20 protein-coding genes are annotated in these 26,552 nt (G+C 61.8%); 10 read left to right on the top strand and 10 right to left on the bottom strand.

Features of this window, described 5'->3' with window-relative positions; genetic code table 11:
- Nucleotides 1–368: 368 nt before the first annotated feature.
- Nucleotides 369–1,388 carry an oligopeptide/dipeptide ABC transporter ATP-binding protein gene (locus tag VHX65_13375; GenBank protein ID HEX3999537.1) on the top strand — a complete coding sequence of 340 codons (1,020 nt, stop codon included), beginning with the start codon at nucleotides 369–371 and terminating at the stop codon, nucleotides 1,386–1,388.
- A gap of 250 nt (nucleotides 1,389–1,638) precedes the next feature.
- Here the strand turns inward: VHX65_13375 and VHX65_13370 are convergent, their stop codons facing one another.
- From VHX65_13370 to VHX65_13355, 4 genes are all read right to left on the bottom strand, one after another.
- Nucleotides 1,639–2,010 carry a hypothetical protein gene (locus VHX65_13370; GenBank protein HEX3999536.1) on the bottom strand — a complete coding sequence of 124 codons (372 nt, stop codon included), beginning with the start codon at nucleotides 2,008–2,010 and terminating at the stop codon, nucleotides 1,639–1,641.
- Between the two features lie 45 nt (nucleotides 2,011–2,055).
- On the bottom strand, nucleotides 2,056–2,670 hold the full coding sequence (gene rdgB / locus VHX65_13365) for an RdgB/HAM1 family non-canonical purine NTP pyrophosphatase (GenBank protein ID HEX3999535.1): 615 nt from the start codon (nucleotides 2,668–2,670) through the stop codon (nucleotides 2,056–2,058).
- Nucleotides 2,671–2,938: 268 nt separating this feature from the next.
- Nucleotides 2,939–4,078, bottom strand: a complete 1,140-nt coding sequence (locus VHX65_13360; GenBank protein ID HEX3999534.1) for a hypothetical protein — start codon at nucleotides 4,076–4,078, stop codon at nucleotides 2,939–2,941.
- A gap of 202 nt (nucleotides 4,079–4,280) precedes the next feature.
- Nucleotides 4,281–4,577: a hypothetical protein gene (locus VHX65_13355; protein HEX3999533.1), complete on the bottom strand. Its 297-nt coding sequence runs from the start codon at nucleotides 4,575–4,577 to the stop codon at nucleotides 4,281–4,283.
- Between the two features lie 85 nt (nucleotides 4,578–4,662).
- Here VHX65_13355 and VHX65_13350 point away from each other — a divergent pair, with 85 nt between their 5' ends.
- The 3 genes from VHX65_13350 (at nucleotide 4,663) to VHX65_13340 (ending at nucleotide 7,513) form a co-directional block, all read left to right on the top strand.
- Complete coding sequence (locus VHX65_13350) at nucleotides 4,663–4,788, top strand: hypothetical protein (protein ID HEX3999532.1); 126 nt, start codon at nucleotides 4,663–4,665, stop codon at nucleotides 4,786–4,788.
- Between the two features lie 461 nt (nucleotides 4,789–5,249).
- Nucleotides 5,250–5,945 (top strand): hypothetical protein, encoded by a 696-nt coding sequence (locus VHX65_13345; protein HEX3999531.1) that lies wholly within the window; start codon nucleotides 5,250–5,252, stop codon nucleotides 5,943–5,945.
- A 230-nt stretch (nucleotides 5,946–6,175) separates the two neighbouring features.
- Nucleotides 6,176–7,513: a hypothetical protein gene (locus VHX65_13340; GenBank protein ID HEX3999530.1), complete on the top strand. Its 1,338-nt coding sequence runs from the start codon at nucleotides 6,176–6,178 to the stop codon at nucleotides 7,511–7,513.
- Nucleotides 7,514–7,684: 171 nt separating this feature from the next.
- Here VHX65_13340 and VHX65_13335 read toward each other — a convergent pair whose 3' ends face one another.
- Nucleotides 7,685–8,137: an NUDIX domain-containing protein gene (locus VHX65_13335; protein ID HEX3999529.1), complete on the bottom strand. Its 453-nt coding sequence runs from the start codon at nucleotides 8,135–8,137 to the stop codon at nucleotides 7,685–7,687.
- Nucleotides 8,138–8,742: 605 nt separating this feature from the next.
- On the opposite strand from VHX65_13335, the gene VHX65_13330 reads away from it, so the two are divergent.
- The 4 genes from VHX65_13330 (at nucleotide 8,743) to glgB (ending at nucleotide 15,352) form a co-directional block, all read left to right on the top strand.
- The gene (locus VHX65_13330) at nucleotides 8,743–9,648 is read left to right on the top strand and encodes a toxin-antitoxin system YwqK family antitoxin (protein ID HEX3999528.1); all 906 of its coding nucleotides are present in this window, start codon (nucleotides 8,743–8,745) and stop codon (nucleotides 9,646–9,648) included.
- A 232-nt stretch (nucleotides 9,649–9,880) separates the two neighbouring features.
- Nucleotides 9,881–12,418 carry an ATP-dependent zinc metalloprotease FtsH gene (gene ftsH / locus VHX65_13325; GenBank protein ID HEX3999527.1) on the top strand — a complete coding sequence of 846 codons (2,538 nt, stop codon included), beginning with the start codon at nucleotides 9,881–9,883 and terminating at the stop codon, nucleotides 12,416–12,418.
- A 126-nt stretch (nucleotides 12,419–12,544) separates the two neighbouring features.
- The gene (locus tag VHX65_13320) at nucleotides 12,545–13,009 is read left to right on the top strand and encodes a Dabb family protein (protein ID HEX3999526.1); all 465 of its coding nucleotides are present in this window, start codon (nucleotides 12,545–12,547) and stop codon (nucleotides 13,007–13,009) included.
- Between the two features lie 330 nt (nucleotides 13,010–13,339).
- Nucleotides 13,340–15,352, top strand: coding sequence for a 1,4-alpha-glucan branching protein GlgB (gene glgB / locus VHX65_13315; GenBank protein HEX3999525.1), 2,013 nt, complete (start codon nucleotides 13,340–13,342; stop codon nucleotides 15,350–15,352).
- Between the two features lie 345 nt (nucleotides 15,353–15,697).
- Here the strand turns inward: glgB and VHX65_13310 are convergent, their stop codons facing one another.
- Nucleotides 15,698–16,450: a segregation/condensation protein A gene (locus VHX65_13310; GenBank protein HEX3999524.1), complete on the bottom strand. Its 753-nt coding sequence runs from the start codon at nucleotides 16,448–16,450 to the stop codon at nucleotides 15,698–15,700.
- Between the two features lie 415 nt (nucleotides 16,451–16,865).
- Between VHX65_13310 and VHX65_13305 the strand changes: the two genes are divergently transcribed.
- Nucleotides 16,866–18,143 carry a hypothetical protein gene (locus VHX65_13305; protein HEX3999523.1) on the top strand — a complete coding sequence of 426 codons (1,278 nt, stop codon included), beginning with the start codon at nucleotides 16,866–16,868 and terminating at the stop codon, nucleotides 18,141–18,143.
- A gap of 140 nt (nucleotides 18,144–18,283) precedes the next feature.
- A complete protein-coding gene (locus VHX65_13300) occupies nucleotides 18,284–19,303 on the top strand; it encodes a hypothetical protein (GenBank protein HEX3999522.1) in 1,020 nt (339 codons plus the stop codon).
- 380 nt (nucleotides 19,304–19,683) lie between these two features.
- Here VHX65_13300 and VHX65_13295 read toward each other — a convergent pair whose 3' ends face one another.
- The 4 genes from VHX65_13295 to VHX65_13280 all read right to left on the bottom strand — a co-directional run bounded on the left by VHX65_13295 (nucleotide 19,684) and on the right by VHX65_13280 (nucleotide 26,241).
- Complete coding sequence (locus VHX65_13295; protein ID HEX3999521.1) at nucleotides 19,684–20,685, bottom strand: Gfo/Idh/MocA family oxidoreductase; 1,002 nt, start codon at nucleotides 20,683–20,685, stop codon at nucleotides 19,684–19,686.
- A 269-nt stretch (nucleotides 20,686–20,954) separates the two neighbouring features.
- On the bottom strand, nucleotides 20,955–22,007 hold the full coding sequence (locus VHX65_13290; protein ID HEX3999520.1) for a WD40 repeat domain-containing protein: 1,053 nt from the start codon (nucleotides 22,005–22,007) through the stop codon (nucleotides 20,955–20,957).
- 349 nt (nucleotides 22,008–22,356) lie between these two features.
- Nucleotides 22,357–23,832, bottom strand: a complete 1,476-nt coding sequence (locus tag VHX65_13285) for a DUF1501 domain-containing protein (GenBank protein HEX3999519.1) — start codon at nucleotides 23,830–23,832, stop codon at nucleotides 22,357–22,359.
- A 90-nt stretch (nucleotides 23,833–23,922) separates the two neighbouring features.
- Complete coding sequence (locus VHX65_13280; GenBank protein HEX3999518.1) at nucleotides 23,923–26,241, bottom strand: PSD1 and planctomycete cytochrome C domain-containing protein; 2,319 nt, start codon at nucleotides 26,239–26,241, stop codon at nucleotides 23,923–23,925.
- Between the last annotated feature and the right edge of the window lie 311 nt (nucleotides 26,242–26,552).

Genomic DNA, 26,552 nt, shown 5'->3' with positions numbered 1-26,552 from the left:
GCCACGGAAGACCACGGCCGTGCCGGCGACGATGAAAACGTCCTCCGCCGCGCGACTCACATGCTCGTCCCATGGCTATTGAACAAGGACGAGCGGCGGTAGGTTCATTGCCAATTCCGGCGGCCAAGAAGGGGCGCGGCGACGAACCTGTATTGCAGTCGGCACACTCCATGTGCCGTTAACAACGTAGCAGGCACACTCCGTGTGCCGTCTGCCCCGTCCAGTGCGCAGAGCACCGAGAAGCGCAGACGGCACACGGAGTGTGCCTGCTACGTTGGCAGCCGTATTGCTTTTCGCCGTGGATTGCAGAATGATCCATGACAGGCGTCCGATTCGCCGTGGGATTTGAAAGGTTCGTAGGTCGTTTTGTGATCGAGTCCGCAGCGCCGCTTCTGGAAGTTCGCGATTTGGCGGTGCACTTTCCGTTTGTGCGCGGGCCGATGTTTCATCGCGTTCACGGAGCGGTGCGAGCCGTTGATGGCGTGAGCTTCACGATTTGCGCCGGCGAAACGCTTGGCTTGGTCGGCGAATCTGGCTGCGGCAAGTCGACGCTCGCTCGGGCGATCCTGAATCTCGTGCCGGTCACGTCGGGCGAGGTGCTGTGGAAGGGATCGCGCATCGACGGACTCGACGGCCGGCGCGCGGGCCCGTTTCGCCGGCAGGTTCAGATGATCTTTCAAGACCCGTTCGCTTCGCTCAATCCGCGCATGTCCGTCGGCCGGATCATCGCCGAGCCGATGCGAATCTTCAAATTGCACGAGACGCGGCGCCGTAAGCTCGAAGTGCTGCGGCTGTTGGACATGGTCGGGCTGAATCCCCGCGATGCGAATCGGTATCCGCACGAATTCTCCGGCGGGCAGCGGCAGCGGATCGGCATTGCCCGTGCATTGGCCGTCGATCCGCAACTGATCGTTTGCGACGAGCCGGTGTCGGCGCTCGATGTTTCGATTCAAGCGCAGGTGATCAATTTGCTGGTGGATTTGCAGCGCCGGCTGGGATTGGCGTATCTGTTCATCGCGCACGATTTGTCGGTCGTGCGGCACATTTCCAGTCGCATTGGCGTGATGTATTTGGGCCGGATCGTCGAAATGGCCGACGCCCGCGCGCTCTACCGCCAGCCGCAGCATCCCTACACGCAGGCATTGCTCTCGGCGGCCCCGATTCCGGATCCGATCGCTCAGCGGCAGCGGCGGCGGATCGTGCTATCGGGCGAAGTGCCGACGCCGGATCGCTCGTATCCCGGTTGCCGCTTCGTCGACCGCTGCCCGATCGCCGAGCCGCGCTGTGCGAACACACCGCCGGAGTTGGAGGGTGCGGGGCAAAAAGTGGCCTGCTTGGTGGCGAACGAGCGGCGAAACGCCAAGGCCGCTACGCCAACTTCCGGTTAGCAAGGAAGCACCGTGTGCTCACTGGCCGTGTGCCACTGGCCGTGTGCCACTGGCCAGCGCAGTCGGCCAGTGAGAGCGCCGCAAGACTCGGCGATCCTCCGTCCCATGCTGCCGTTGGCCAACCGTTCTATTGTCGCCCGCAGCCGAAGCTGAACATCGACTCGCCGGCCGGCACCGGCAGACCAAGCTGGCCAGCGGGACGCCGCGGCGATTGGGCAATCGACGCCGAAATGCAATGCGGCTGTGGGATTCAACCGGGCCCTGATTTGCCGCTTGGCGGCCGTGGTTGGCGGAGCACGCCGCGGAGCACGAACAGGAAGAATCCGAGAATCATCGCGGGAAAAAAAGTCGCAGCAAAAAAGATCGCCGGGAAATTGTCGCGCATCAACATCAGCATCGGCGGCACTTCGCTGCGAGGCACTTCGCGCTCGACCGGGCCGTGCGTGCCATTCTGCTTCGCCGCGGCCGCGCGCCAGGCCTGCCAGCCTTCGAGTTGGCTCCGCTGTTCGAGTTGTGCGATCACGTCCTTCCGCGCCTCGAGCACCCAAAGCGCAATGCCGACGATCGTGGCCAGATAAACCGCGACAAAAGCGAAATCGTAAGCCGGCTTCCAAGGGCGCATTGATTTATTCTGCCACAGCGGAGCGAACGCCGCTACCCGCTCGCTCTATCGCCATTCGCCGGAATCGACTAGCCGCGTCATTCGCGGGATCAGTTCGCGGAGGGCGCGGGAGCGGTGGCTCAAGCAGGCTTTCGATTCCGGGCCGAGTTCGCCGAACGTGCGGTGATATTCGACGATCTCGAACAGCGGATCGTAGCCGAAGCCGCCCCTGCCGGTGGGGGCGAAGAGAATCCGGCCGTGACACTCGGCCGACGCCTCGGCCCGAATGGCGCCGCTTGGATCTGCAAGCGTGGCGTGGCAGACGTAGTAGGCTGCGCGGCGGTCGAGCGGCATGTCGGCGAGGCGATCGAGAAGCAACCGGTTGTTCGATTCATCCGTGGCGGCGGGGCCGGAAAAGCGGGCCGAATAAACGCCCGGCTCGCCTCCCAATGCATCGACGACCAAACCGCTGTCTTCGCCGAGCACCCATTGCTTCAAATGCCGGGCCTGTTGACAGGCCTTGAGCGCGGCATTGGCGGCAAACGTGTGGCCGGTTTCTTCGATCTCGATCGATTCCGGCAGCTCAGCGAGCGTGCGCAGCGTGAAGCCCCATGGCGCGAGCAGCATCGCCAACTCGCCGCACTTCTTACGATTGCGCGTTCCGAGGACGAGGGGAGGCAACGGGGCGGAAGAACAAGGGTGACGGGTGACGGGTTAGGGGCGCGGGGCGAGGCGACAGGGCCACGCAGCGAAAGCAGTTTAGCGGGGAGAGACCGGAGAGGTCTACACCGCAGCCCGTTTACTGCGCCGGCCTTCAGAACGGCCTGGCCGGCCTCGAATGGCTGGCGGTCGTCAGGCTCGGCCGAAAAATAGCGTCCGCTTTTCGAATCCCTCACCCTCTCCCGCAAGGTGAGAGGGGGCGGTGGAGAAGTTATTTTTCGGCCGAGCCTTAGCGCATCGCGGAGGCTTGGTAGATGCCGCTGATCGAGCGGCGGGGAACTTCCACCGGCACCGGCGAGATGTCGAACACGATCGTTTTCATTCGGCCGCCGATCGAAACGTCGATCGTCTTCGGCTGCACGCCGAGCGAAATCTGTCCGCCCGCCAAGCTGCCCTGATCGGCGCCGTATTTCTTGATGATCTCGTAGATTTGCCGATTGATTTCAATCTTGCCGTCGGCGCGGGGCGAGCCCACCGATGCGAAATGGCCGACCGTGACAATGCTCGAACTGCGATCGTGGAATTCGTAGGCCTCGACATGCTGAGCGCGCAGCGCTTCGGTGATGGCGTGGGCTCTGGCGGCCGCTTCCACGAGCGGCGATTCATCGGTCTGCCGATCGCGGGCCGTGGTTTCCTCGAGTTGGCGAATTTCCTGTTGGTTGATGTACACGCGGCCGGTGAAACTGGCGATCTTGACGCTAAATCGGCCCGGGCAATCGAGCAGGCTGTGTTCGACCCCCTTGTTGATTTCCGCGACGAACTTATCGACACCTTTGCCGACGAAATATTCGCGCGGCAAGAGCGGATTGGTGGTGATAAACGCGTTGGCCAGCGGGCCGTTCGATTTTTTTCCCGTGCCGAAGGTTTGCTGGCCCCAGCGGCGCAGGTCGGCCAGCGGTGAATTGGATGTCGGCGTCGCTTCGGGTTTGAGACATGCCGGATCGGCGTGCTTGATCATCGCCAGATCTTTCTGGGCATCGGGGTCGTCGACCGCTCGGAAATCGCCCACCAGCACGGCCACCTCTTCGTATTTCTCGGCGTTGAGATATTCCATGGTTTTGGGAGCGCCGTCGGGAAATACGCCGCGGCCCGGGATGTGTTTTTCGTTGTAGTTGTAGGTCTGAGCACGCGTGTAGGCTCGCAACTTGTTTTGTTTGCGCAGCTCGTAGACCAATTGCCGGGCCTGCACCTCGGCTTTGTCGCCATGAAACGTCGTGACCATGATCATCCATGGGCCGGCGGATTCCGTGATCGGATAGTCTTTGTTCGGATCGGCATCGACGTGCTTGATCGACACGAAGTCCCACGGCGCCGCGATGGCCCAGCGAGGAGCGGGTAGCACCGCCCAGCCACAGGCCAACAGAAGCATGCCAGCAATGGATGAACCGAGGGCGGAGCGCGAACCAGGCAAGCGAGTGTTCATGCGAATTCGGCCGCGAATGCGGATTTTCGAGAAAAGGGCTGCTAGCGGCGGCGCAGGGCGCGTCCGCATCCGAGCGTGTGGGAGTGTAGCAACCCCCGGCCAGCGATTCCAGAGCAGGTTGCGGGTGCGAAATTGGCCGCGACCCCAGTTAGTTTGCTTCGCGACACTCCCCGAAGCGGTGCGAACTCTCGTAAAGCTCGGCCAGCCCTTCCAAACAGTCGGCAGTCGCTGGATCGTCGCCTCTGACATTTACGTCCAGCATCCGCAGGGCGCGCCTATAGAGCGATTCGGCTTGCTCCCAATGCTCGATTTGTTCGAAGCCATAGGCGGCTTTGACCAAGACAGGGGCGAGCCGGCGACCGTCGGCGATGTAGAGTTCGTCCGCCAACAAGATGACCCGCTCGTATTCAGACAACGCGGCGGAGTCATTTTCCTTCGCTCGCAACGATTCCGCCTTTGCAAACGCCGAATCAATTTCGCCGGCACTTGCAGCATGGGCGCTTCCGGCAGCGAAACAGCACGGAACGAGGATGCCCGCGATTGCAAAGGCAACCCAGATTCTTATGTTTTGGTGCGGCGTGGAATTGCATTTGCAAATTGGCGTGGCGGCTTTGGTGCTCTTCGCGGCCGCGATTGAGGGAGGGGCCAAATTGTAGCCATAGCTTGTCCCCCCGCAAACATGTGTTTTGGCGGCGACTTTCGCCTCGAAAGAAGAGGCCGCCGCGGCGGCGATTTCCGCTCGATCGCGCGCGAGGTATAATTTTGGTTCGGACGAACCTCGGGCGGGGCGTGGATCGCTTGTCAGAGATCCCTCGCTAACGCTTCGGGCTTGTGGCTTCCTCGCTAACGCTTCGGGCTTGTGGCTTCCTCGCTAACGCTTCGGGCTTGTGTGGCTTCCTCGCTAACGCTTCGGGCTTGTGGCTTCCTCGCTAACGCTTCGGGCTTGTGTGGTTTCCTCGCTAACGCTTCGGGCTATGGTTCGCTGAATGATCGCGCATACTAGCCCGAAGCGTCAGCGAGGAAGGGCCTCCACGTGGCGACCGCCCTGCACGATGCGTGGCCCGTTTTACCTTGGCGATCGTGTTCCTTTCACATTCCAAGCGGTGTTCGCGTTGCGATGAATTCAGAACATCCTGATCCTGAATTGGCCAACTATCGGCCGGTGAATGGTTGGGCGGTCGCGGCGCTGTTGCTTGGCGTTGCGTCGCCGATCGCATTTGCCGATCCGCTGTTGTGGTGGGTGCCGCCGCTCGGAGTGTTGGCGGCAGTGATTGCAATGCTGCGGATCGGCCAGTCGGACATGCCCATGGTCGGTCGCAAGGGGGCGATCATCGGCCTGGCGCTGTCGGTGTCGATGTCGGCAGCGGCCCCCGTGCACTATTTCACGCATCAATATTGGCTCATTGCCCGGGCCGAGGAGTTGGCCCAGAAATGGTTCGACGATTTGCAAGCCGGCCGGAGCCGGCAAGCTTATGACCTGATGTTGCACGCAACATCGCATCACATCGCGCCGCCGCATGAAGGACCGAGAGCGGCGGCCGAAGACGCGGAAAAGACGCCGCTCCAAGCTTTTTTGGAGCGGCCGGCTGTGGCGGCGCTGCTGGCGCTCGGCGATCATGCCCATCCCGTGCCGGTGCAGACGCAAATCATTCCGGCGGAAAGGGGGCGGCAATCAATCAACCTTTGGTATCGAGTCGCATCGCCGAGCGGGCCGTCGCTGCGCCCGCTTGTCGTGCAGATCGACACGCAACGGCTCGTCGAATCCGACGGCCAAGAACGCTGGCTAATCCAAAGCGTGTGGCAAGTTCCCTGATCGCGCGCCAAGCCCAGGGAAGGCCCGCAGTGCTCCCGCCACTTGAGCGACGCCCTGCCGGCCTTCCCTGGGTTTGTTGCGCTGCCTCACCTGCCCCGCCGGGCGGACCCAGGGAAGGCCGCCAAACCGCCAGCGCGTGGAAGAACAGTTTCGGCCTTCCCAGGGCTTGGGGCGAGGTGGGAGCGGCCGGGCTTGACCTGCCGTGCGCATTCTTCTAACCTCCGCGCGTTATGGCAGGCCGTTTTGCGCTCATCTCTCTGGCGGCATTTCTCTGCTGTTGTCGGCTGGTGGCAGTGTGGGGTGCTGATCCACCGCAAGCCGCGGAACAGTTGGTCATGCTGCGCAATGGCGAAATCCTTCGCGGCCGTGTTACTCGAGAAGGCGATCACTACAATGTGTCGATTGCCGACGGCGAACTGCGATTCCGCACGGGCGATGTCGATCTTATCTGCCACACGCTCGACGAAGCCTATCAGGCACGCCGCGCACGGCTTACCGTCGGCCGGGCCGAGGATCATCTCGATTTGGCCGATTGGTGCCTGCGACAGGGATTGCCGGCCGAGGCTGCCCGCGAGCTTTCCAGCGCGATCGTGCTGGATCCCGCGAATCCCAGGATCGGCTTGGTGGATCGGCGATTGAAAGAGTCGCTGGCGCCGCCCCCCGCGCCGTCGCGGAGTAAATCGGCCGTCGCGCCCCGCATCACAGACGAAGATCTCGATCGCATGTTGCGGGCCCTTCCGCCTGCGGCCATCGAATCATTCACCACGTCGATTCAGCCACTATTGATCAGCAGTTGTGCGACAGCGGGCTGCCATGGTTCAACGAACAAGGCGAGCGCGATGTACTATTCGCTGATTCGCGTGCCGGCCGACCGGTTTGCCAGCCGGCGATTGACGCAGCGCAATCTGCAAGCGACGCTCTCGTGGCTCGACTTTCAAAATCCGCAGCAAAGCCGGCTGTTGGCCGTCGTCGATCGGCCACACGGCACGATCAATTCGGCGGTGTTCGATCCGCAGGGGACGAAATATCGCGAGCTGCTGATTTGGATTGGAATGGTCACTCAAAAACCGGTTACTCTGCCCGAGGTCGTGAGCCAGCCGCCGACGATCCGCCCGGCGAATGTTAATCCGGCGTGGCCGCGCGGGAGGAAATTCAATTCGGGCGGTAGCGCGGCTGCCGGTGCCGGCGACGCATTCCCAAGCGATGAAATTCCGGCGACGGCCGCCGCCGACACCGACACTCGGCCGGTGCGGCAAACGCATCGAGTTGCTCCGTCGCGGCCAGCCCTTCCACGGCAGGGCTCGACGGCAAGTGAAAAGGATGGCGCAATGCTTGCCGGCCGGCAACCGGGAGCCGAAAAATTGCCGCAGGCCCCGTTTGGGCATCCGGCGAAATCGCCGCCGTTTTTTCCGCCGCCGGCAGTCGCGCCACGCGTGCCATCCGTCGATGAAACGAAGCCTGCCGCGGGAAGCGACCCCTACGACGCCGAAGCATTCAATCGCCAGTTCGCCGGCAAAATGCCCGGTTCGCCTCCCGCTGCACCGAGCGCAAAGCCAGTGGGCAATTGACGGCCGGCGGTGAGCGTTGCGACCCCCTCGAAGCTATTGTAGCAGGCATACTCCGTATGCCGTCTGCGCTCCGCGGCGCATTGCACGCGAGGGGCGGGTTGCGCGCAGCGGACGGCGGACGGCACACGGAGTGTGCCTGCTACGTTGGCGCATCGCTTGCGGCTTCGCGCGTCAACTAAGCTGAATCTCACCGCTGGCCAGTGCATTCAGAAAACTGATGTTGCCTTGCAAAAGGTCGGGGTGCGTTCGGATCTCGTCGGGCGTTAGCCAGTGCACCGCTTCGACTTCGGCCGGGTTCGGCGCCGGGTCGGCGCCAAGCGGAATGGCGGACAGCCACCACGCCAGCGCGATTCGCCAGGCAGTGACGCTTCGCCACAAACATCGCCGCGGCAAAATGTCGATGTTCAGCTCTTCCCGAATCTCGCGCACGAGCGCTTGCGGCTCGGATTCGCCTGGCTCGATTCCACCGCCCGGAAAACAAATTGCCCGCGGCGCCAACACGAACTCAGACCGCCGAATGACCATCAATTGCGCCTCGCGCGGCACTACGGCCACGACCCCGTAGCGCAGCGGCTCCAGTGGATCGGCGCTCGGATTGGAATTTAGATTTGTTTCGGAAGGCATTTCGCACCGGGCTTTGTCAGGTTGTCTCGGCCGTATCCAAGGCTCTGGCTCAGCCTAGGCTCGGCATTTCGCAGGACGGCACACGGAGTGTGCCGGCTACGTAGCAGGCATACTCCGTATGCCGTCGGCCTCTTGGGATGGGTGCCACCATCCTATTCGAGCGTTTCGACCGAGACGTAACGCCAGACTTTGTCTCAAAACGGAGATCCGCTGCGCAAGTCGGGTCGGGATATGGATCGTCTGTCAGAGATCCCTTGCTAACGCTACGGGCTAGTGTGACCCTTGCTAACGCTGCGGGCTAGTGTGATCCCTTGCTAACGCTGCGGGCTAGCGTGGCTCTCGCTTCGGGCTAGTTTTGCAGATCGGCAGCTTTGAGGATGGGCCGAATATTCGCTACAAGCGGCAGCCCGCGCTCAGGGGGCATCGTAGACGAAAGGCTCCTACCATGCGATACTTGCATATATCAAGCTGGATGCGCAGTGCAAGCCGAGGCCTCGTCGAGGAGGCGGCATGCCGTCGACCGCGATCCCATCTTCTAACCGGTTCTATCCGGCGGTCGGCGTATCTACAATCGATTGCTTGTTTTTTTGGAGCATAAGGGCGGTATGGCGGACCAATTTTTGCATAAATCGCGCGCGGCAGCGACCGGCGTTGGATCGTCGAAGGTCGTGTGGTTTTTTGCGGTGGCGCTGTTGTCGATCGCCGCAATGACTGGCTGCCATCATGCGGCATCTTCGCCGGAATCGGCGGCGGGCGGGGATCAACCATCGCCAAAGGCTTCCCGCGAGTCGAGCCGCGTCGCCAGCAATACCACGCTTTCCGGGCCGCAACTGCCGGGGTCAAAAGGGATCGACACGGTCGTGCCGCCGCCGAAATTCGTCCGCCGCGACCAAATCACGGCCCAATTTCCCGACAAAACACCGCAGGCCACCTGGGAAATCAAGCTCTTCAGCGACGGCTCGAAAGTTTACGACGGCGAGCACGTCGAATATTATCCCCATGGCACGAAGTTCGTCCAAGGGCGCTACGTCGAGGGGAAGAAGCAAGGCCCGTGGAAGTTTTGGGCCAGCAACGGCAAGCCGGTCAAAACTGAAAACTACCGCGATGGCAAGCTCGACGGCGCCTGGACCCTCTTTCACGACGATGGCAGCAAGGAGCGCGACGAAAGTTATCAAGCCGGCAAACGCGACGGAAAATGGGTCTCCTACGATTCCGGTGGAAAGAACCAGCCGGTTAAGCAGGAAGAATATAAAGACGGCGAATACGATGGCACCGTAATCGAATGGTATTCCAACGGCAACAAGAAGCTCGAGACCCATTATGTGGCCGGAAAGCTCGACGGCCAGCAGTCGCTCTGGTATCGCGATGAAAAGCCGTTGGAAGTCGCCTTGTACAAAAACGGCATGCTCGACGGCAAGCGAACCCGCTGGAAGGAGAATGGCGAGCCGATCGACGCAACGGTGTTTCGGGATGGCCAGCCGGTGTCTTCAACGACAGCAAGCGGAAAATGACGTTTTCAGGTAGGTCAGGCTTTCCAGCCTGACATTCCTCGGACTTCGTCAGCCTAGAAAGACTGACCTACGGCAAAGCGTACTACTACCAAAAGCTGGCCCGCATCGTAGGAACACCGCGCAGGCGGTATAATTGCATTGGATAGTGGAAGCGGGACCGCCGCGTCGCCGGGCCTTTTTCGCTTGGCGAGGGGCCGTCCGGCCAGAATCTGTACACTTGCGAAGGATCTGAATGGCTACGCACTTGCCCGGCAACGGGATTCCGCCTGAAGGGTCGGGCGTTCCGCCTGGTCCCGACATTTCGCCGCCGGGCGGTGGAGTGCCGCCCGAGAAATTGCCCGACGGCAATTTTCCCGGTGGGCGTCTTCCCGGCGGTGGAGTGCCCGGCCCCGGCGGCGCCGGCGGACCGCCTCGTCCGCGCATGAGCCCATCGACCGTGTGGCTGGTGCTGATTCTGTTGGTCGTGGCGGCGGTCGTGTTGTTCAGTCAGTACGGCAACGGGCGTTCGAAAATCGACTTCTCTTTCTTCCGCGAACAATTGGCGGCGGGAAATATCGCGGAAGTCGAGCAAGAAGGACAAACCCTGACCGGCAAATTCAAGAAGGCCCCGCTCAAGCCAAGAAACGCCGACTCGGTGGCGATGGGCGTCGAGCCGGCCGACCTCGATGCGACCGGCGAGTCCGAATCCAAGCAAGACTTCGAAGCCGATATCGCCGACAACGATTCGGCGAATTCCGACACGCCATCCTCGGCCGCCAACGCGGCCAGCTCCGGCGCTCGCGCCCGGCCGCAAGAGCCGGTCAGCCCGAAGCCGAAAGCTCCGGCCCTAAAATCACTTGCCGCGAAATCGCCAGCGGTCCTCCGGGCGGGCCTGAATTCAAGCGACGCGAAACCGGCCGCAACTCATCCGAAAAAATCGGACACGAAATCGGCCACGTCGAAATCGGCCACGTCGAAATCGGTCGCGGCCTTCAAACCGGTCGGTTCGGCGCGGCTGGCCTTCGCCACGCCGAGCCCTACCGCCGCCGCGGCGAACGATGCTCCCGCACCATCGGGCGCGAGCCCGACGCCAAACGCCGTGGCGGCCGAACGGTATTCGATCGATTTCGAGACCGTCTTGCCCACCGCCTCGCTGGGCGACAACCGGCTGATCAACGAGCTGATGGACAAAGGGGTCACGATCCGGGCCCGGATTCCGTCCGACAACTCGGGCACGCTGATGTTTCTCTACCTCGTGCTGCCGCTGTTGCTGCTTGGCGGCGTGTGGTGGTTCATGCTCCGCCGCACGCGCGATCAGTTTCTTGGCGGCGGTGGAATTCTCTCGGGTTTCAGCAAGAGCCCGGCCAAGCGGTATGAAAACACGCGGCGGCAGATCACGTTTGCCGATGTGGCCGGCCTCGAAGGCGTCAAGCACGACCTGCAAGAAGTCGTCGAATTCCTCAAAAGCCCGGAAAAATTCCAGCGGCTTGGCGGCCATGTGCCCAAGGGAATTCTGCTGATGGGCCCTCCCGGCACCGGCAAAACGCTGCTGGCCCGCGCCGTGGCGGGCGAAGCCGGGGTGCCGTTCTTTTCCATCAGCGGTTCGGAATTCATTCAGATGTTCGTCGGCGTGGGGGCGAGCCGCGTTCGCGACATGTTCAAGACGGCGAAAGACGCCGCGCCGGCGATCCTGTTCATCGACGAAATCGACGCCGTCGGGCGGCATCGCGGCGCCGGCCTCGGCGGCGGCCACGACGAACGCGAGCAAACGCTCAATCAAATCCTCAGCGAAATGGACGGCTTCAGTCCCAACGAATCCGTGATCGTGCTCGCGGCCACGAATCGGCCCGACGTGCTCGATCCGGCATTGCTCCGCCCCGGCCGCTTCGATCGCCACATCACCGTGGATCGGCCGACTCAGAAAGGCCGCGTCGCAATTTTCAAGGTCCATGCGCGCGGCGTTCCGCTGGCTGCCGATGTGGATATCGAGCGGCTGGGTCGCGGCACCGTCGGCCTCACCGGCGCGGATATCCGCAACTTGATCAACGAAGCCGCCCTCTGGGCCACGCGCAACGGCAAAGACAAAGTCGATATGGAAGATTTCGAATATGCCCGCGACAAAGTGCTCATGGGCGCGAAGCGCGAAGAAGTGCTCACAGGCAAGGAAAAAACGATGACGGCCTATCACGAGGCCGGCCATGCCGTCTTGGCGTGGCTCTTGCCGGGCATCGATCGGCTCCACAAGGTGACGATCATTCCGCGTGGCCGGGCCCTGGGCGTAACGCAATTGCTGCCGGAGGAAGATCGGCTGAATATCAGCCAATCGGAGCTCAAGAGCCGGTTGATCTTCATGCTCGGCGGCCGGGCGGCCGAAAAAGCCGTGTTCGGCGAATACACGGCCGGCGCCGAAAGCGATCTGGCCAGCGCCACCAAACTGGCCCGGCGAATGGTGGCCCATTGGGGCATGAGCGAGCGGCTCGGGCCAGTCGCCTTCCGCACCAGCGAGGAGCATCCGTTCCTCGGCAAGGAAATCTACGAGCAGCGCGAATTCAGCGAACACACGGCCCAAGTGATCGACGAAGAAGTTTCGCGGATTCTGCACGATGCCGCGAGCATCGCCCAGCAAATGACCGACCAGCATCGCGACAAGCTCGATCTCGTGGCGCGGAAATTGGAAGAAGATGAAACGCTCGACGACATCGAAATCGAAGAACTGATCGGCCCTTCGCTACGACAGCAAGCCGAGACCAACGGCAAAGCGAGCCACCCGGCCGAGATCAGCCCAGTGTAAGAAGACGAAGCGGAAACCACGAATGACACGAAATACGCGAATGACCAAGGGAATTGCAAAAGGCTGGACGTTGGACCGCGAAATTTTTACGCTCTCAAATGTTTTTCGTTTCCCACGAGGTGCAAAATGTTGCGAAATCGTTTCGTTTTGATCCTGGCGTTTGTGAGCTTAGTTGTGTTCGGATCGTTGGCAGCCAGACCCCTTTCTGCTGCCGAGCCCGAGGGCAAAGCCGCCCCCGCGGAGGCCAGCTCGAAGGACTCCATGATCGCCCACATGGTTTTCTTCACGCTCAAAGACTCCGACAATGCCAATCGCACGAAGCTGATCGATGCGGCCAAAGAATATCTGGGCGGCCATCCGGGCGAGGTTTATTTCTCCGTCGGCACGATGGCCAACCTCAAAGAGCCGGTCAGCGTGAGCGATTTCGACGTCGCGCTGCACATCGTGTTTGCCAACAAAGCGGCCCACGACGAATACTTGGTGTCGCCGCGGCATCTTAAATTCATCGCCGTCGCCAAGCCGTTGGATAAATCGGTCCGCGTGTTCGACTCGTATCTCGTTCCGCTGCACGAAGAATCGCAAGGGAAATAGCAGTCACTGCGGCCGGCCGTGTGCCACTGGCAAGCGCAGTCTGCCAGTGGCAGCGCACAAAAGGCTGCGAACTTGCGAATTGGTCTCCGCGTTCGACTGGCCAAACGGTATGGCTATATCCAATGGCAGTTCAACACTGGCAGACTGCGCTTGCCAGTGGCACACACCACCGGTGGGCACGCGCCGCCGGTGCGACGGGTCGCGATGCACGAGACCGCAAGCGAGCTTTGCCGCAACGGCGTGCTGAAGCTCGCTGGCAGTTTCGCCCATCCGTGGTCTCCGCGTGCTAGGCTTGTCGGTGGCATAGAATTCGCAAGCCGATAGCCCACCATGCCAACCAACGCGCCGCCGACCAGTGCTCTGCCAGCCGCATCGCCCGCCAGTTCGTTCTCGCCGGCCGACTTGTTCTTCTTCAACGAGGGAACGCACGTTCGGCTGTATGAAAAGCTCGGGGCGCATCCGTGCAGTTCGCCGGGCGGGGGCACCGATTTCGCCGTTTGGGCGCCGAACGCCCTGCGTGTCTCCCTGGTCGGCGATTTCAACGGTTGGAACCCGCACGCTCATCCGCTGAGTTGCCTCGGCAATTCCGGCATCTGGGAAGGATGCGTTCGCGAGGCCGAATCGGGCACACGCTATAAATATCACATCGCCTCGCGCTACAACGGCTACGAAGTCGATAAAGCCGACCCGTTTGCATTCCACGGCGAAATTCCTTCGCAAACCGCGTCGGTCGTGTGGAATCTTGAATACACTTGGCGCGACTCCGAGTGGATGGCCGGCCGAGGCAAGCGGCAATCGTTGGACGCGCCGGTGTCGATCTATGAAATGCACTTCGGATCGTGGCTCCGCCCGGCCGCGGGCGAAATTGTCGGCCCGGCTGCCGCAAATCAGGCCGACAACGCGAGCGCCGCCGCGGCGGAATTCTACACCTACCGCAGCATCGCCCCGCGGCTCGGGGAATATCTCGTCGAGCGCGGCTTCACGCACGTCGAATTCATGCCCTTGATGGAACATCCGTTCTACGGCTCCTGGGGCTACCAGACGAGCGGCTATTTTTCTCCCACCAGCCGTTATGGCTCGCCGCAAGATTTCATGTACCTGATCGACTTCTTGCATCAACGCGGCATCGGCGTCGTGCTCGATTGGGTGCCGTCGCATTTCACCACCGATCAACACGGCCTGGGATATTTCGACGGATCGCATCTCTTCGAGCACGCCGATCCGCGCCAGGGCTTGCATGCCGAATGGGGCAGCTATTTGTTCAATTATGGCCGCAACGAAGTCCGTGCCTTCCTGCTCAGCAATGCCCTGTTCTGGTTCGACAAGTATCATATCGACGGCCTGCGCGTCGACGCCGTGGCTTCGATGCTCTATCTCGATTACGCCCGAAAGCCGGGAGAATGGGTGCCGAACCGCTTCGGCGGCCGCGAGAATCTCGAAGCCGTGCAGTTTCTCCGCTCGCTGAACGAACAGGTCTACAAGCATTATCCCGATGCGATGACGATCGCCGAGGAATCGACCGCCTGGCCGGGCGTGTCGCGGCCGCTCTACGTCGGCGGGCTCGGCTTCGGCTACAAGTGGGACATGGGCTGGATGCACGACACGCTGGAGTACATGCGGCAAGACCCGGTGTTCCGCAAATTCCATCACGATCAACTCACGTTTCGCGCGGTCTACGCGTTCAGCGAGAATTTCGTCCTGCCGCTTTCGCACGACGAGGTGGTGTACGGCAAGGGCTCGCTGCTGGCCAAGATGCCGGGCGACGCCTGGCAGAAATTCGCCAGCCTCCGCCTGCTGCTCGGCTACATGTTCACGCAGCCCGGCAAGAAGATGCTCTTCATGGGAGGCGAATTTGGCCAGTGGCGCGAATGGAATCACGACACGCAGCTCGATTGGGATCTGCTCGACCGGCCCGAGCATTCCGGCCTGCGGCGCTGGGTCGACGATTTGAACCGCGTCTACCGTGCCGAGCCGGCGCTCCATCGCTACGATTGCGATCCGCGCGGCTTCCAATGGATCGATTGCCGCGACAGCGATCAGAGCACGCTTTCGTTTCTGCGCAAAGGCGACGAGCGTGAGCCAGAGATTCTCGTGGCCTGCAATTTCACGCCCGTGCCGCGGCGCAATTTCCGCATCGGCACGCCCACGACCGACTACTGGCAAGAAATTCTCAATAGCGATGCATCGCTCTATGGCGGCAGCGGCCTGGGAAATTTCGGCGGCGCAACGACGATTCCCGTCGCCTCGCACGGGCAACCCGTCTCGATCGGCCTCACGCTGCCCGCGCTATCGATCGTTGTCTTCAAAGCGAAGAAATCCGCGACGGAGCCGCAGTCTACGTAGCCCGCCGCGCCGGATGTGTGCCACCGGCGCACGTGTGCCCCTGACGGACGTGTGCCACTGACGGACGTGTGCCACTGGCCAGCGCAGTCGGCCAGTGCGAGCGTCGCGCGATGTCGATGTTTTCCCATCGGACGCGGCCGTTTGAATTTTGCATGAGTCTGATGGTGAACACCGGGTTCAACGTCAACTCGCTCGTCGGCCCTGGCAGGCTTCGCTTGCAAGTGGCACACGGTTCGGGAAACTTCCGCGTCGGAGTCGCAGTCAAAACAGCCCGCCGCGGCGGACGCCGACGAGATCGCGTTCGGGTGGAATGGACCAGCAAAACGCAACACTCCCATGCGGCCGCTACGGGCTCGCGGCAAGAGCGAGCGTCGCGGGCGATTCTTCCAGCGGGCGCAGGATCCAGATTTCGGCGCTCGGGTCGTTCTGCTCGACGCGCACTCCGTGATGCCGCACCAACTCGAGCACGGCGAAAAACATCCCGATGATCGCCGATTTGTGCCGCGCGCTCGACACAAGCTCGGTAAACGCGATCGCGCCGCGCTCGTCGAGCAGTGCTTGAATTCGCGCCAAATAAACGTGAATCGGCGTGTCGTCGTAGACGATGCTTGAAGGCTTTGCCTTTTCCCGCTCGCGGAGCACGCGCGCCAAAGCGCTGACCAGATCCCAAAGCTCGACTTCGCGGACCGGTTCTTCATCCGCCTGGCGGCCGGGCCCTCCCAGATCGCTCGCCAATCGGGGAAAGCGCTGCTGCCAATCTCGGCCGCGTTCGTCGAGAAGCGTTGCCGCATCCTTGAATTTCTTGTATTCCAGCAGCCGTTCGACCAGCTCGCGCCGCGGATCTTCCAGCGGCTCTTCGATTTCGTCGCCATGCGGCAACAGCATCCGCGATTTGATTTCCACCAGCGTGCTGGCCACCTCCAGAAAATCGCCGGCCGCATCGACATCGAGCTGCTCGAGGACGGAGATGTATTCGAGAAACTGGTCGGTGATCGGCGCGACCGGAATCTCGGCAATCTCGACCTCGTGGCGCCGCACCAGATAGAGCAGCAAATCGAGCGGCCCCGCGAAAATGTCGAGTTCGACCAGAAAATCCATGCAATTCGCCGGGGCTGGTGAGCGTGGGACGGCAATCCGAGAAGACTCTGGCCGCGGCGGCAGCGGCAATCTCCATACAACCAAGTTCGTCGCCCGGCGCCGAACAACTTGAAGCCACTCGCCGCCCGTCGGCGCAGCGACGCTGGCACTGCCATCAATCCGCCGCTGTCAAACCTTCCGCGACTTCGCGCCGTGGAGCCCGAGCCCGATTTTCGTGGGGCGATTGCTCTTTCACAAATCGCCGTGATTCATTTTCGGCCAGTTGGTTGACAACGATGCCGCGTCTCGTTAATCTTTGCGCAGTTTGCCCATTCGACGGCAACGCATTCAGCGCCTGCCGTCGCGGCGCGTACCTAGACAAAACGCTAAGCATCGAAATTCCCTCTTCGCTCGCTTGCATAAAGGAACGACAACCATGTTTCGTCGAATCGCATTGCTCGTCGCGCCATTCGTACTATTCGGGCTGGCAAGGCCGGCCGACGCCAGTTGGTTTCATGGCTGCCGAGACTCAGGCTGTTGCAATTCCGGTTGCTATTGCGGCAGCGGCGGCTGCGAGATGCCTGCGACCGGCGGGTGCAGTTATCAGACGGTCGAGAAGACGGTGATGGTGCCTACGATGGTCACGGAAATGCAAACCATCAATTGCACCGCATATCGCACCGAGCAACGGCAGCACACCTGCACCGTTTACAAGATGGTTCCCGAAACGCGGACGGTGCAATATCAATACACCGTAATGGTCCCCGAGACACGCACGCAAACCGTCAATTGCACCGCATACCGCAGCGAAGTGCGCACGCGAACTTGCATGGTCGCCAAGGAAGTCGCCGAGACGAAAACGGTGCAATACAACTACACGGTCGAGGTGCCCGAGACGCGAACCCGCACGGTGCAATACACGGTGTGCAAGCCGGTGATGAGCACCGAGAGCGAGCAATACTGCGTTTGCGTGCCGTACACGGAAACGCGTCATGCCACGCGTGAAGAATGCCACATGGTGCCGACGCAATCGAGCTATTGCCAGTGCGTCGACGAAGGGCATTGGGAAGATCGGCCCGTGCCGAGCTGTGCATGCGGTTGCGGCTGCGGCTGTCCGCCGACGACCTGGTGCGGAAATTGTGCCTCGCCCTGCGGCGGTTGCCAGAGCCCGCCGCCCTGCCGCACCTGCCGCGTTTGGGTGCCGAATTTGGTCACCAAGCAAATTCCCTGCACCGTGATGAAGCCGGTGATGGAAACCGTGCCGTACGACTACCAATGCACCGTCAACAAGCAAGAGATGCGAACTCGGCAGGTGCAGGTTTGCCACATGGTGCCCGAGACGCGCTCGCAAGAAGTGCAATACACCGTCTGCGTGCCGCAAACGCGAACCGCCACGCGAGAGGTGGTCGAGTGCCGTTGCGTTTCGGTGCCCGTGACCGAGTCGTACAACGTCTGCGTGCCGTACACCATGCAGAAGGAAGTGCAATACACCGTCTGCGTGCCGCAGACGCGCACGGCAACGCGCGAAGTAACCGAGTGCAAGTGCGTCGCCGAGCAACACACCGAAACCTACAACGTGTGCGTTCCCTACACCGTGGCGAAGCAAGTGCCGGTGCAAGTGTGCCGCATGGTTCCGCAAACGGTCACCTGCCAGGTTCCGGTGCCTGCCCCGTGTGGATGCGCTGCTCCCGCCCCCTCGTGCTGCGCCAAGTAGCCCGACGAATTCGGCAAATCGTTGCCTACGGGCCGCGACGGTATTAAGCTAGCTTCCAGCGGATGCATGCCCACGGTTTTCCGTGGGCATGCTGCATTCATGCCTCCCACAATCGCCGTTCGAGCCTCGTCGAGGTCGCGATGCGAATTCATTTGCTGCTTCTCGGGCCGATGATTTTTTCGGCCCCCCTTGCCGCTCGAGCTGCCGAGCCGAGCAATGCGTCGCCGATCGAGTCGATCGCGGTCGTCGAAACCGACGATGCCATCAAGATCGATACGCCTGCGCTGCAAGCCGTCGTTCGCAAGCGCGGCTACGTCAGCGGCATCGCGGCCGGTAGCTTTCTCGACAAGAAAACCGGGGCCCGCGATCTTGGCTTCGGGCTGCACATCATGGATTTTCTCCTCGCGCCCGGCTGGCGCGACGATGGCTACGAGCGCGATGCCAAGCTGCACGGCAACCTGCCCAAACACTATGTCGAGGGCCCGCAGATTTGCACGCAAGCCAAAGTCCTGAAGCCGGAAATCGTCCGCGGAAACGATTTCGTCGCCATCAAACTCCGCTACACCTACAACAAGCCGGGCGACGGTTACAAAGCCGGCTCGACTTGGGAACAAACGCTTGTTTTTCAACCCACCGTGCGTTACGTCATCTCCTGCGAACGCATTACGAGCGCCAATGATGTCGACGATCTTTTCTATCGCCTCGACATGCCCGGCCACATCCGGCACAAAGGGGCCGACACGTTCGCCCAGGTCTTTCTTAGCTATCTCCCGCAACCGATCCCGGCCGAACGGTTCGACAAGGATTTCGCCCCCGACGCCCAGTTTCTCTACAAGCGCAATTCCGACGCAGTGAAGCCGGATTCCATTCCCGAGCGAATGATTCGAGCCTATCAGGTGAAGCAGAACGGCAAGCCGGGCCCGTGGCTCGCCGGAATGACGCTCGACCCCGCGGAAGTCGCCGAGGCATGGTGCCACCAGCGGGGCTACGTGTGCCTGATCGAAGAATTGCATCGCAAGCACGTCCACGCCGGCGAAACCTTTGGCGCCGCATACATGATCGGCTGGTTCGACGACATCCCCGCGATGCAACGCGTGTACGATCAATTCAAAGGCAAACGCACGATCACGATCGCCGACAACCGCTTCACGCTCGAATAACGGCCTGCCGCAGAGGGGCCGGGGGTGATGGGTTAGATATCGCCCCGCCACCAACGTAGCAGGCACACTCCGTGTGCCGTCTGCCGCACTCTGTGCCCAACCCGCCGCGCAGCGCAGACGGCACACGGAGTGTGCCTGCTACGTTGGGTGCGGCCTTGCCGTCGTTAGCGAGGGACGCACGCCGCGGGACGTTCCCTTTGTGTGGGAGTTCAAGCGGCGCTCCCACTGGCCGACTGCGCTGGCCAGTGGCACACCGGCGGATGCCCCTCTCATCCATAACAAAATCTACCATCCAGCAGGCGTGGGGGAGGTTGGCCGGCGTCGCACCCGAGAAGACTAGTGGGCACCGACGGCTTGCGAACCGCTCCTGACGTATCTCTTCATCGCTTGCCAAATTCGATCCATTGGTGCGATTGGCCGGAGGCGACGATCGCTTCCAGCACCTCCATGTTGCGCACCGCATCGTCGATCGGCGTCGGCACCGGGCGGTCGTCGAGAATCGATTGCGCGAACAGATCGCCTTGGATCGCGTATTGATCGCACGGGTCGAATTCGATCCGCGACGCGTGCTCGCCGTGCTGTAGATTCAACGCACACGGCCGATCGTTCGGAGCGTTGAACGGCACCTCGGCAAGCTCAATCCGCCCTTCGGTTCCGAAAATCTCGACCTGCTGAAACGCCGCCATTTGCATCGAGCAAGTGAATGTTGCCGAGCACTCGCCGAAATCCAAAATAGCCGACGCCAGCCGATCCACTTGAAATCGCGAATCGTATTGCACCCAACCGATCACGCGCCGCGGCTCGGCGTTCAAAATCCAGCGAGAGAGGGAAATCGCGTAGCAGCCGAGATCCATCAGTCCACCGCCCCCCATGGCCGGATCGTGGCGGATATTGGCCGGATCGTCGTTGAAAAATGAAAACAGCGTGCTGATCGTTCGCAGCGTGCCGATTCGGCCGGCGTCGACCAATTCCTTCGCCTTGCGCCATTGCGGATGATGGCGATACATGAACGCCTCCATCAGCTTCAATCGCGGATGAAGCCGGCTCGCCTCGCGCAATCGCCGGGCCTCGTCGGCCGAGAGGCCGATCGGCTTTTCGCACAGCACGTGCTTGCCCGCCTCGAGCGCGCGGATCGACCACGGAACGTGCTGATCGTTGGGGAGCGGAATATAAATGGCATCGACGTCCGGATCGAGCAGCAGGGCTTCGTAGGAACCGTAATAGCGCGGGATGCCGAGCCGAGCGGCAACGTCGCGGGCTTTGTCGGCCGAGCGCGAAGCGATGGCGACGACTTCGGTCTGTTGCCCGTGCTGCATGGCGGGAATCACTTTCGCCACGCCAATCTTGGCCGTACTCAAAACGCCGAAGCGGATTTTTTTCATAGTGGGAGTTTAGTTTCGAAGAGAAATTCGAGAAAAGCAAAAACGGCAGCCGGCGGCGAGCAGCCGTATTGTAGCAGGCACACTCCGTGTGCCGTCTGCGCTGCTCTGTGCGCTGCTCTGTGCGCTGCGCACCATGCCGGCGCCGACGCCACACGGAGCGTGCTTCCGGGGTTGGCGCGGCGCAAGGGGGTCAGGCACATTTTTCGGCGCCGGCGCTGGTTGTCAATTCGAGCCCTATCGTGCCGAAAAATGAGCCAGACCCCGGGCGGTCAGCGGAGTACGTTTCCAGGCACGTCGAGCACTTGGGCCGTCGCCGTGGCGTTGCCGAAGGTCTTGAAATTCTTCATCGTCCACACGACGTGCTTGTCGCGGGTCACTTCGATCAACTGCGGATTCGCGGGCCCGGCATGGCAATTCCCAAAAATCAGATTACCGCTGGGCAGCACTTCGAGCGATGTGACCCAGGCCAGCGTAATGCCCGGCAATTCATGTTGCTCGACGCTCCATACGATCTTGCCCGCCGGCGACACTTCGATCACGCGATTGCCATTGCCGGCCGCGATGAGCGTGTTGCCGCTCGGCAGACGCAGCGCGTCATACGGCTCCGTGCCGTGCCCCTCGACGCCGTGGCCGGGCGATGCCGGCCGGCCGCCGAGATCGAGCGTATAACTCCACACGACTTTTCCATCGCCATCGTATTCGCACACCTTGCTATCGCCCCCCTGGCACACGAGATAATGTCCGTTGTCGAGCTTGTGGACCATGCGCGTATCGACGTGCGGATTCGGATGCTTGATCACCAGCGGCATCTCGTGCACGATCTTGCCGCTCGAATCGACTTCGATGATCCGGGAATTGCCCCCTTCGGCGATCATGGTGAGGCCGTCGGGCAGGCGCTGGAAAGCGTGCACTTCGATGTGCCCCTTGTAGCCCGGCTGCGGCTTGGATTCATATTGCCAGACGATTTTCTTTTCGGGCGAGATTTCGGCAATCGTGGCCGTGCCGATGCGGAGCAGCACGTTGCCATTGCCGAGCACCGCGCTGCCGTGGCCATCGGTATGGCATGGATATTCCCATTCGACTTTCCCGTCGGCGCCGACAATGGCCGCATGGCCGTTGTCGATTGCGAAAACACGGTGCTGCATCGGAGCAGCGGTGCCGGAAAGCGTCAGATCCGTGCCGCGAAATTGCAAGCGGAGCGTGGGGGCCGGTGCATCATCGGCGACGGCAAGATTGCATGCGAGCAGGCCGCTCGCCGCTGCGGCAAAGGCGAGTTGAAGCGTTTTCATCTTCGGCAAACGTCGAAACAGTTTGAGCGTCACGGGTTCCTCTTTTCTGAATCGTGGTTTGGATTATTTCGTGGTGGTCGTAGGTACGATTCGCCGCGTCTAGCAGAATGATAAACCCCAAAGAGAATAAACCGAGCAACCCGCCGCCGGCCAGCAGCACCAACAGATCGAACTGTTGCGGCCGGATCGACGCCCCGGCCCAAAGGACCGAACCCGACCCGATGCAAAACGGCACCGCAAACGCCACCCAAAGCGGCCGACCGTGGCGCAGCGGTTTCGGCATAAAGCACTCCACAGCCGTAGGTCAGGCTTTCCAGCCTGACTGCGCCTTTCTTACGGATTCGATCCGTGTTCCACCGCCTGTCAGGCTGGAAAGCCCGACCTACGCGATAATCTGCCGGATCGGTTCGGCGCCCTGCACACCGACGAGCTTTTGTTTCAGGCCGCCGTAAAAGTAGGTGAGGTGGTTCGGATCGAGGCCCATTTGCGTCAGCGCCGTGGCGTGCAGATGCTTCACCTGGAACCGATCGGCCACGGCGGCGGAGCCGAAATCGTCGGTCTGGCCGACGCTCGTGCCCCCCTTGATGCCACCGCCGGCCATCCACATCGTGAAGCCATAGGCGTTGTGATCGCGGCCGGTTCCCTTGGCGTATTCGGCGGTCGGCTGGCGGCCGAATTCGCCCCCCCAAATGATCAGCGTTTCGTCGAGCAGGCCGCGCTGCTTCAAATCCTTGATGAGCCCGGCGATCGGCCGATCGGTGCGCCCGGCGTGGAACGTGTGGTTCTTCACCAGATCGCCGTGGGCATCCCAGTTCTGGTCGTTGTGAGCCCCGCCGGCATAAAGCTGCACGAACCGCACGCCGCGCTCGACCAGCCGGCGAGCCAACAAGCAGCGGCGGCCGAATTCCTGCGTGCGCGGCTCGGTCAAGCCGTAGAGCTCTTTGGTCGCCGCGCTTTCCTGCGAAATATCGACAGCCTCGGGAGCATAACGCTGCATCGCGTAGGCCAGCTCATAACTGGCGATGCGCGCCGCCAAATTGCTGTTGTCGCTCCGCGCAGCTTCATGCGACGCGTTGAACTCTTGCAGCGAATCGAGCAGGTCGCGCTGCATCGGATCCGAGATTCCTTCGGGCGGGCGAAGATCAAGAATCGGCTCGCCGGCCGAACGCAGCAGCGTGCCCTGATACGTGGCGGGCATGTAGCCGCTCGACCAATTCTTCGCGCCGCTGATCGGGCCGCCGGTTGGATCGAGCATCACCACGAAGCCGGGCAGATTTTCGTTGACGCTGCCCAGCCCGTAGTTGGTCCACGAGCCGAGGCACGGGCTGCCGGAAAGAATTTTGCCGGTGTTCATTTGCAGCATCGCCGAGCCATGGATCGGCGAATCGGCGGTCATCGAATGGATGAACGCAATGTCGTCGACGCAGGTAGCCAAATTGGGAAACAGATCGCTGACCCACTTGCCCGACTGGCCGTATTGCTTGAACTTCCATTTCGGTCCGACGACGCGTCCTTCGTTTTTCTTGCCGCCGCGGCCGAATGTTTTGATGGGCACGATTTTGCCGTCGAGCGGATAGAGCTTCGGCTTGTAGTCGAACGTGTCGACGTGGCTTGGGCCGCCGTACATGAACAAGAAGATCACGCTCTTGGCCTTGGCCGGCATCATCGGCGGCTTCGGGGCGAGCGGATTTCCCGACACGGCAGCGAGCGATTGGCCTGGGAAGAAGCCGCTATCCGCGAGCATGGCGGTCAGGGCAAGGCCGGTGAATTTTGCGCCGGCCTCCCAAAGGAATTCGCGCCGCGTGCGACCGCAGAATCCGCCGCCGTGGTGGGCCGAGTTGTCGATTTGTTGAGTCATGATTTGCGGTCCATTGATGTTTGGAGATCGCTTGGAGCGCACCCGCCGCTAGCGCGGCAGGGCTAACCCACGCGTCTCTCACCCCTCACTCTAGTCTAGATAAATGAACTCGTTCATATTCAGCGCCATCAGGCAAAACAGCCGTAGCGACATTTCCGCCGTCGCCCCGTCGCGCGAGCGCAATCGTTCGATCAACCGCACTCCGCGGTCGATCTCCGCGTCTTGCGGCGGGCGATCGGTCACCAGATTCAGCACCAGCCGCACTTGCTGCTTCGGATCGTCGCCCGCTTCGCGCTTGGCGCGCTCGGCCAAGGCCGACGCCTGCGCGTTTACGAAATTGCCGTTGAGCATTTGCAGCGATTGCGTGGGCGGGATGGTGCTGAACCGCACGGGATTCGAGCGATCGCTCTCGCCGAGGTCGAAGGCCTCCAAAAGCGGCACCAGCAGCGAACGCTTTTCATGAATGTAAATGCTCCGCCGGCATTGCTCCTCGGGCGGCGATTTTTCCCAACCGTTGCCCGGCCGCGATTGGCTCGCCAACACCTCGGCCGGCATGTCGGGATAGATCGACGGGCCGAACATCTTGCGATTCAACTTGCCGCTCACGGCCAAGATCGAATCGCGCACCTCCTCGGCCGTCAAACGCCGCATGTCGAATCGCCAAAACAGATCGTTCGCCGGATCGGCGGCCAGCGCCGCCGCATTGCCGGCCGACGACATCCGATACGCATTCGACCGCACGATCAGCCGATGCAGCGGCTTCAATCGCCATCCCTGCCGCACGAACTCGGCCGCGAGCCAATCGAGCAATTCGGGATGCGTCGGGGCATCGCCTTGCGTGCCGAAATTGTTCGGCGAGCGCACGATGCCGCGGCCGAAGTGATACTGCCAAATCCGATTGACCATCACGCGCGCGGTGAGCGGGTTCGTTGGCGCGACGATCCAATTCGCAAGCGCCGTGCGCCGGCCGGTGGTTTTCGCATTCGGGGCCGGCGTCGGCACCACGGCCTTCTCATTCCCCAGCACTTCCAGAAAACCGGGCTCGACTTTGTCGCCATGGTTGTTCGGATTGCCACGCAAGAGCACGAATGTGTCGGGTGCCTCGCGGCCGCGCTCCGTGACGCACAATGCCATGCCCGGCGATCGGCCGGCCGGCTCGCCGGGGCTGGGCGGGATCGGCTGTTCGTCGGTCGGGCCGCCGTTGTGGTATGGATGCACGTTTTGGAAGAACGACAGCAGCTTGTAGTAATCGCGCTGCGGGATCGGGTCGATCTTGTGGTCGTGGCAACGGGCGCAATCGACCGTCAGCCCCAAGAACACTTGCCCCGTGGTGGCCACGATGTCGTCGAGCCCGTCGTAGCGGGCCAATTCGCGATCGCTCGGTTCGTCGTCCCAAATGCCGAGCCGGTAGTAGCCGGTGGCAATAACGCCGTCGGCCGTGGGGGGCAAGAATTCATCCCCCGCCAATTGCTCGCGGACGAACTGGTCGTAGGGCTTGTCTTCGTTGAACGAGCGGATCACATAGTCGCGATATCGCCACACGTTCGGCTTCGGATTGTCGCGCTCGTAGCTATTGGTTTCGGCATAGCGCACCAGGTCGAGCCAATGCCGGCCCCATTTTTCGCCATACTGCGGCGAAGCCAAAAGGCGATCCACCAGCGTGTCGTAAGCGCCAGGTGATTTATCGGCGGCAAAGGCTTCGGCCTCGGCCGGCGTCGGGGGCAAGCCGGTCAGATCGTAATACAGCCGGCGAATCAATTGCCGCTTGCTGGCCGGCGGATTCGGCTCAAGGTTCTTGGCTTCGAGCCTGGCGAGAATGAACGCGTCGATCGGATTGGCTGACCACGCGGCATACTTGCCCAAGCGGTTCGCGCTGGGAATCGGCGGCTGCCGCACGGATTGAAAAGCCCAGTGGGCCCGGTCTTTCGCCGTGATCTGCATCGGCTTCCGCGGGGGCGCGGCCGCCGTTTTGTCCTCCTCCGGCCAATAGCCGCCCGACTCGACCCATCGCGAAAGATCGTCGATCTCTTCGCCCGACAACTTTTTCTTCGGCGGCATCGACAGATCGGCCGAGTGCTTCACCGCCTGGATCAGCAGACTCTCTTGCGGCTTGCCGGGCACCATGGCCGGCCCCTGATCGCCGCCGGCCAACAGTGCGGCCCGCGAATCGAGCCGCAGATTATCTTCCTGCTTCGTATCGCCGTGGCACTTATAGCAATTGTCGACCAGCACCGGCCGCACTTTCGCTTCGAAAAAGCGAACGGCTTCCGGCGATGCCACCGGCTTTGCGTCTGCCGGATGTTCTGAAGCTGCCACCACCGGCTTCGCTGCCGGTTCCGCCGCCGCAATTGCCGGCAATCTTCCGGCAACAAGCAAGAACCCACCGGCGACGATCATCGAAGCGCGCATGATCGAAACAATCCTCCGGAAGCGATGAACGGAAAGCTAGAGGCGTTTCGGGCGTCAAATTCACAGGCGGGAGCAACGAACCCAGCGGCCGGAACTCCGCCTGACGGCTCGCAGCAACATCATGGGGTGGGCAAAAAACATGGCAATCCAACTCGCCTCCTATCATACCGCTCCGCCGACGCCCCAGCCACTCAATTTCCTATGTAGCAGGCACACTCCGTGTGCCGTCGGCGCTTCTTGGTGCTCTGCGCACAGGGCCAGAGGGTTCGCGGCAACGTAGCAGGCACACTCCGTGTGCCGTCTGCGCTTCT

The sequence above is a fragment of the Pirellulales bacterium genome (assembly GCA_036267355.1).
GTDB lineage: Bacteria > Planctomycetota > Planctomycetia > Pirellulales > DATAWG01 > DATAWG01.
This window is presented reverse-complemented; position numbering and strand designations above follow the sequence as displayed.

Coding starts and splice junctions, on each gene's coding strand:
- VHX65_13370 (HEX3999536.1), bottom strand. CDS start 2,010: ATGCGCCCTTGGAAGCCGGCTTACGATTTCGCTTTTGTCGCGGTTTAT.
- VHX65_13360 (HEX3999534.1), bottom strand. CDS start 4,078: ATGCTTCTGTTGGCCTGTGGCTGGGCGGTGCTACCCGCTCCTCGCTGG.
- VHX65_13350 (HEX3999532.1), top strand. CDS start 4,663: ATGCCCGCGATTGCAAAGGCAACCCAGATTCTTATGTTTTGGTGCGGC.
- VHX65_13345 (HEX3999531.1), top strand. CDS start 5,250: ATGAATTCAGAACATCCTGATCCTGAATTGGCCAACTATCGGCCGGTG.
- VHX65_13340 (HEX3999530.1), top strand. CDS start 6,176: ATGGCAGGCCGTTTTGCGCTCATCTCTCTGGCGGCATTTCTCTGCTGT.
- VHX65_13335 (HEX3999529.1), bottom strand. CDS start 8,137: ATGCCTTCCGAAACAAATCTAAATTCCAATCCGAGCGCCGATCCACTG.
- VHX65_13330 (HEX3999528.1), top strand. CDS start 8,743: ATGGCGGACCAATTTTTGCATAAATCGCGCGCGGCAGCGACCGGCGTT.
- ftsH (HEX3999527.1), top strand. CDS start 9,881: ATGGCTACGCACTTGCCCGGCAACGGGATTCCGCCTGAAGGGTCGGGC.
- VHX65_13320 (HEX3999526.1), top strand. CDS start 12,545: ATGTTGCGAAATCGTTTCGTTTTGATCCTGGCGTTTGTGAGCTTAGTT.
- glgB (HEX3999525.1), top strand. CDS start 13,340: ATGCCAACCAACGCGCCGCCGACCAGTGCTCTGCCAGCCGCATCGCCC.
- VHX65_13310 (HEX3999524.1), bottom strand. CDS start 16,450: ATGGATTTTCTGGTCGAACTCGACATTTTCGCGGGGCCGCTCGATTTG.
- VHX65_13305 (HEX3999523.1), top strand. CDS start 16,866: ATGTTTCGTCGAATCGCATTGCTCGTCGCGCCATTCGTACTATTCGGG.
- VHX65_13300 (HEX3999522.1), top strand. CDS start 18,284: ATGCGAATTCATTTGCTGCTTCTCGGGCCGATGATTTTTTCGGCCCCC.
- VHX65_13295 (HEX3999521.1), bottom strand. CDS start 20,685: ATGAAAAAAATCCGCTTCGGCGTTTTGAGTACGGCCAAGATTGGCGTG.
- VHX65_13285 (HEX3999519.1), bottom strand. CDS start 23,832: ATGACTCAACAAATCGACAACTCGGCCCACCACGGCGGCGGATTCTGC.
- VHX65_13280 (HEX3999518.1), bottom strand. CDS start 26,241: ATGCGCGCTTCGATGATCGTCGCCGGTGGGTTCTTGCTTGTTGCCGGA.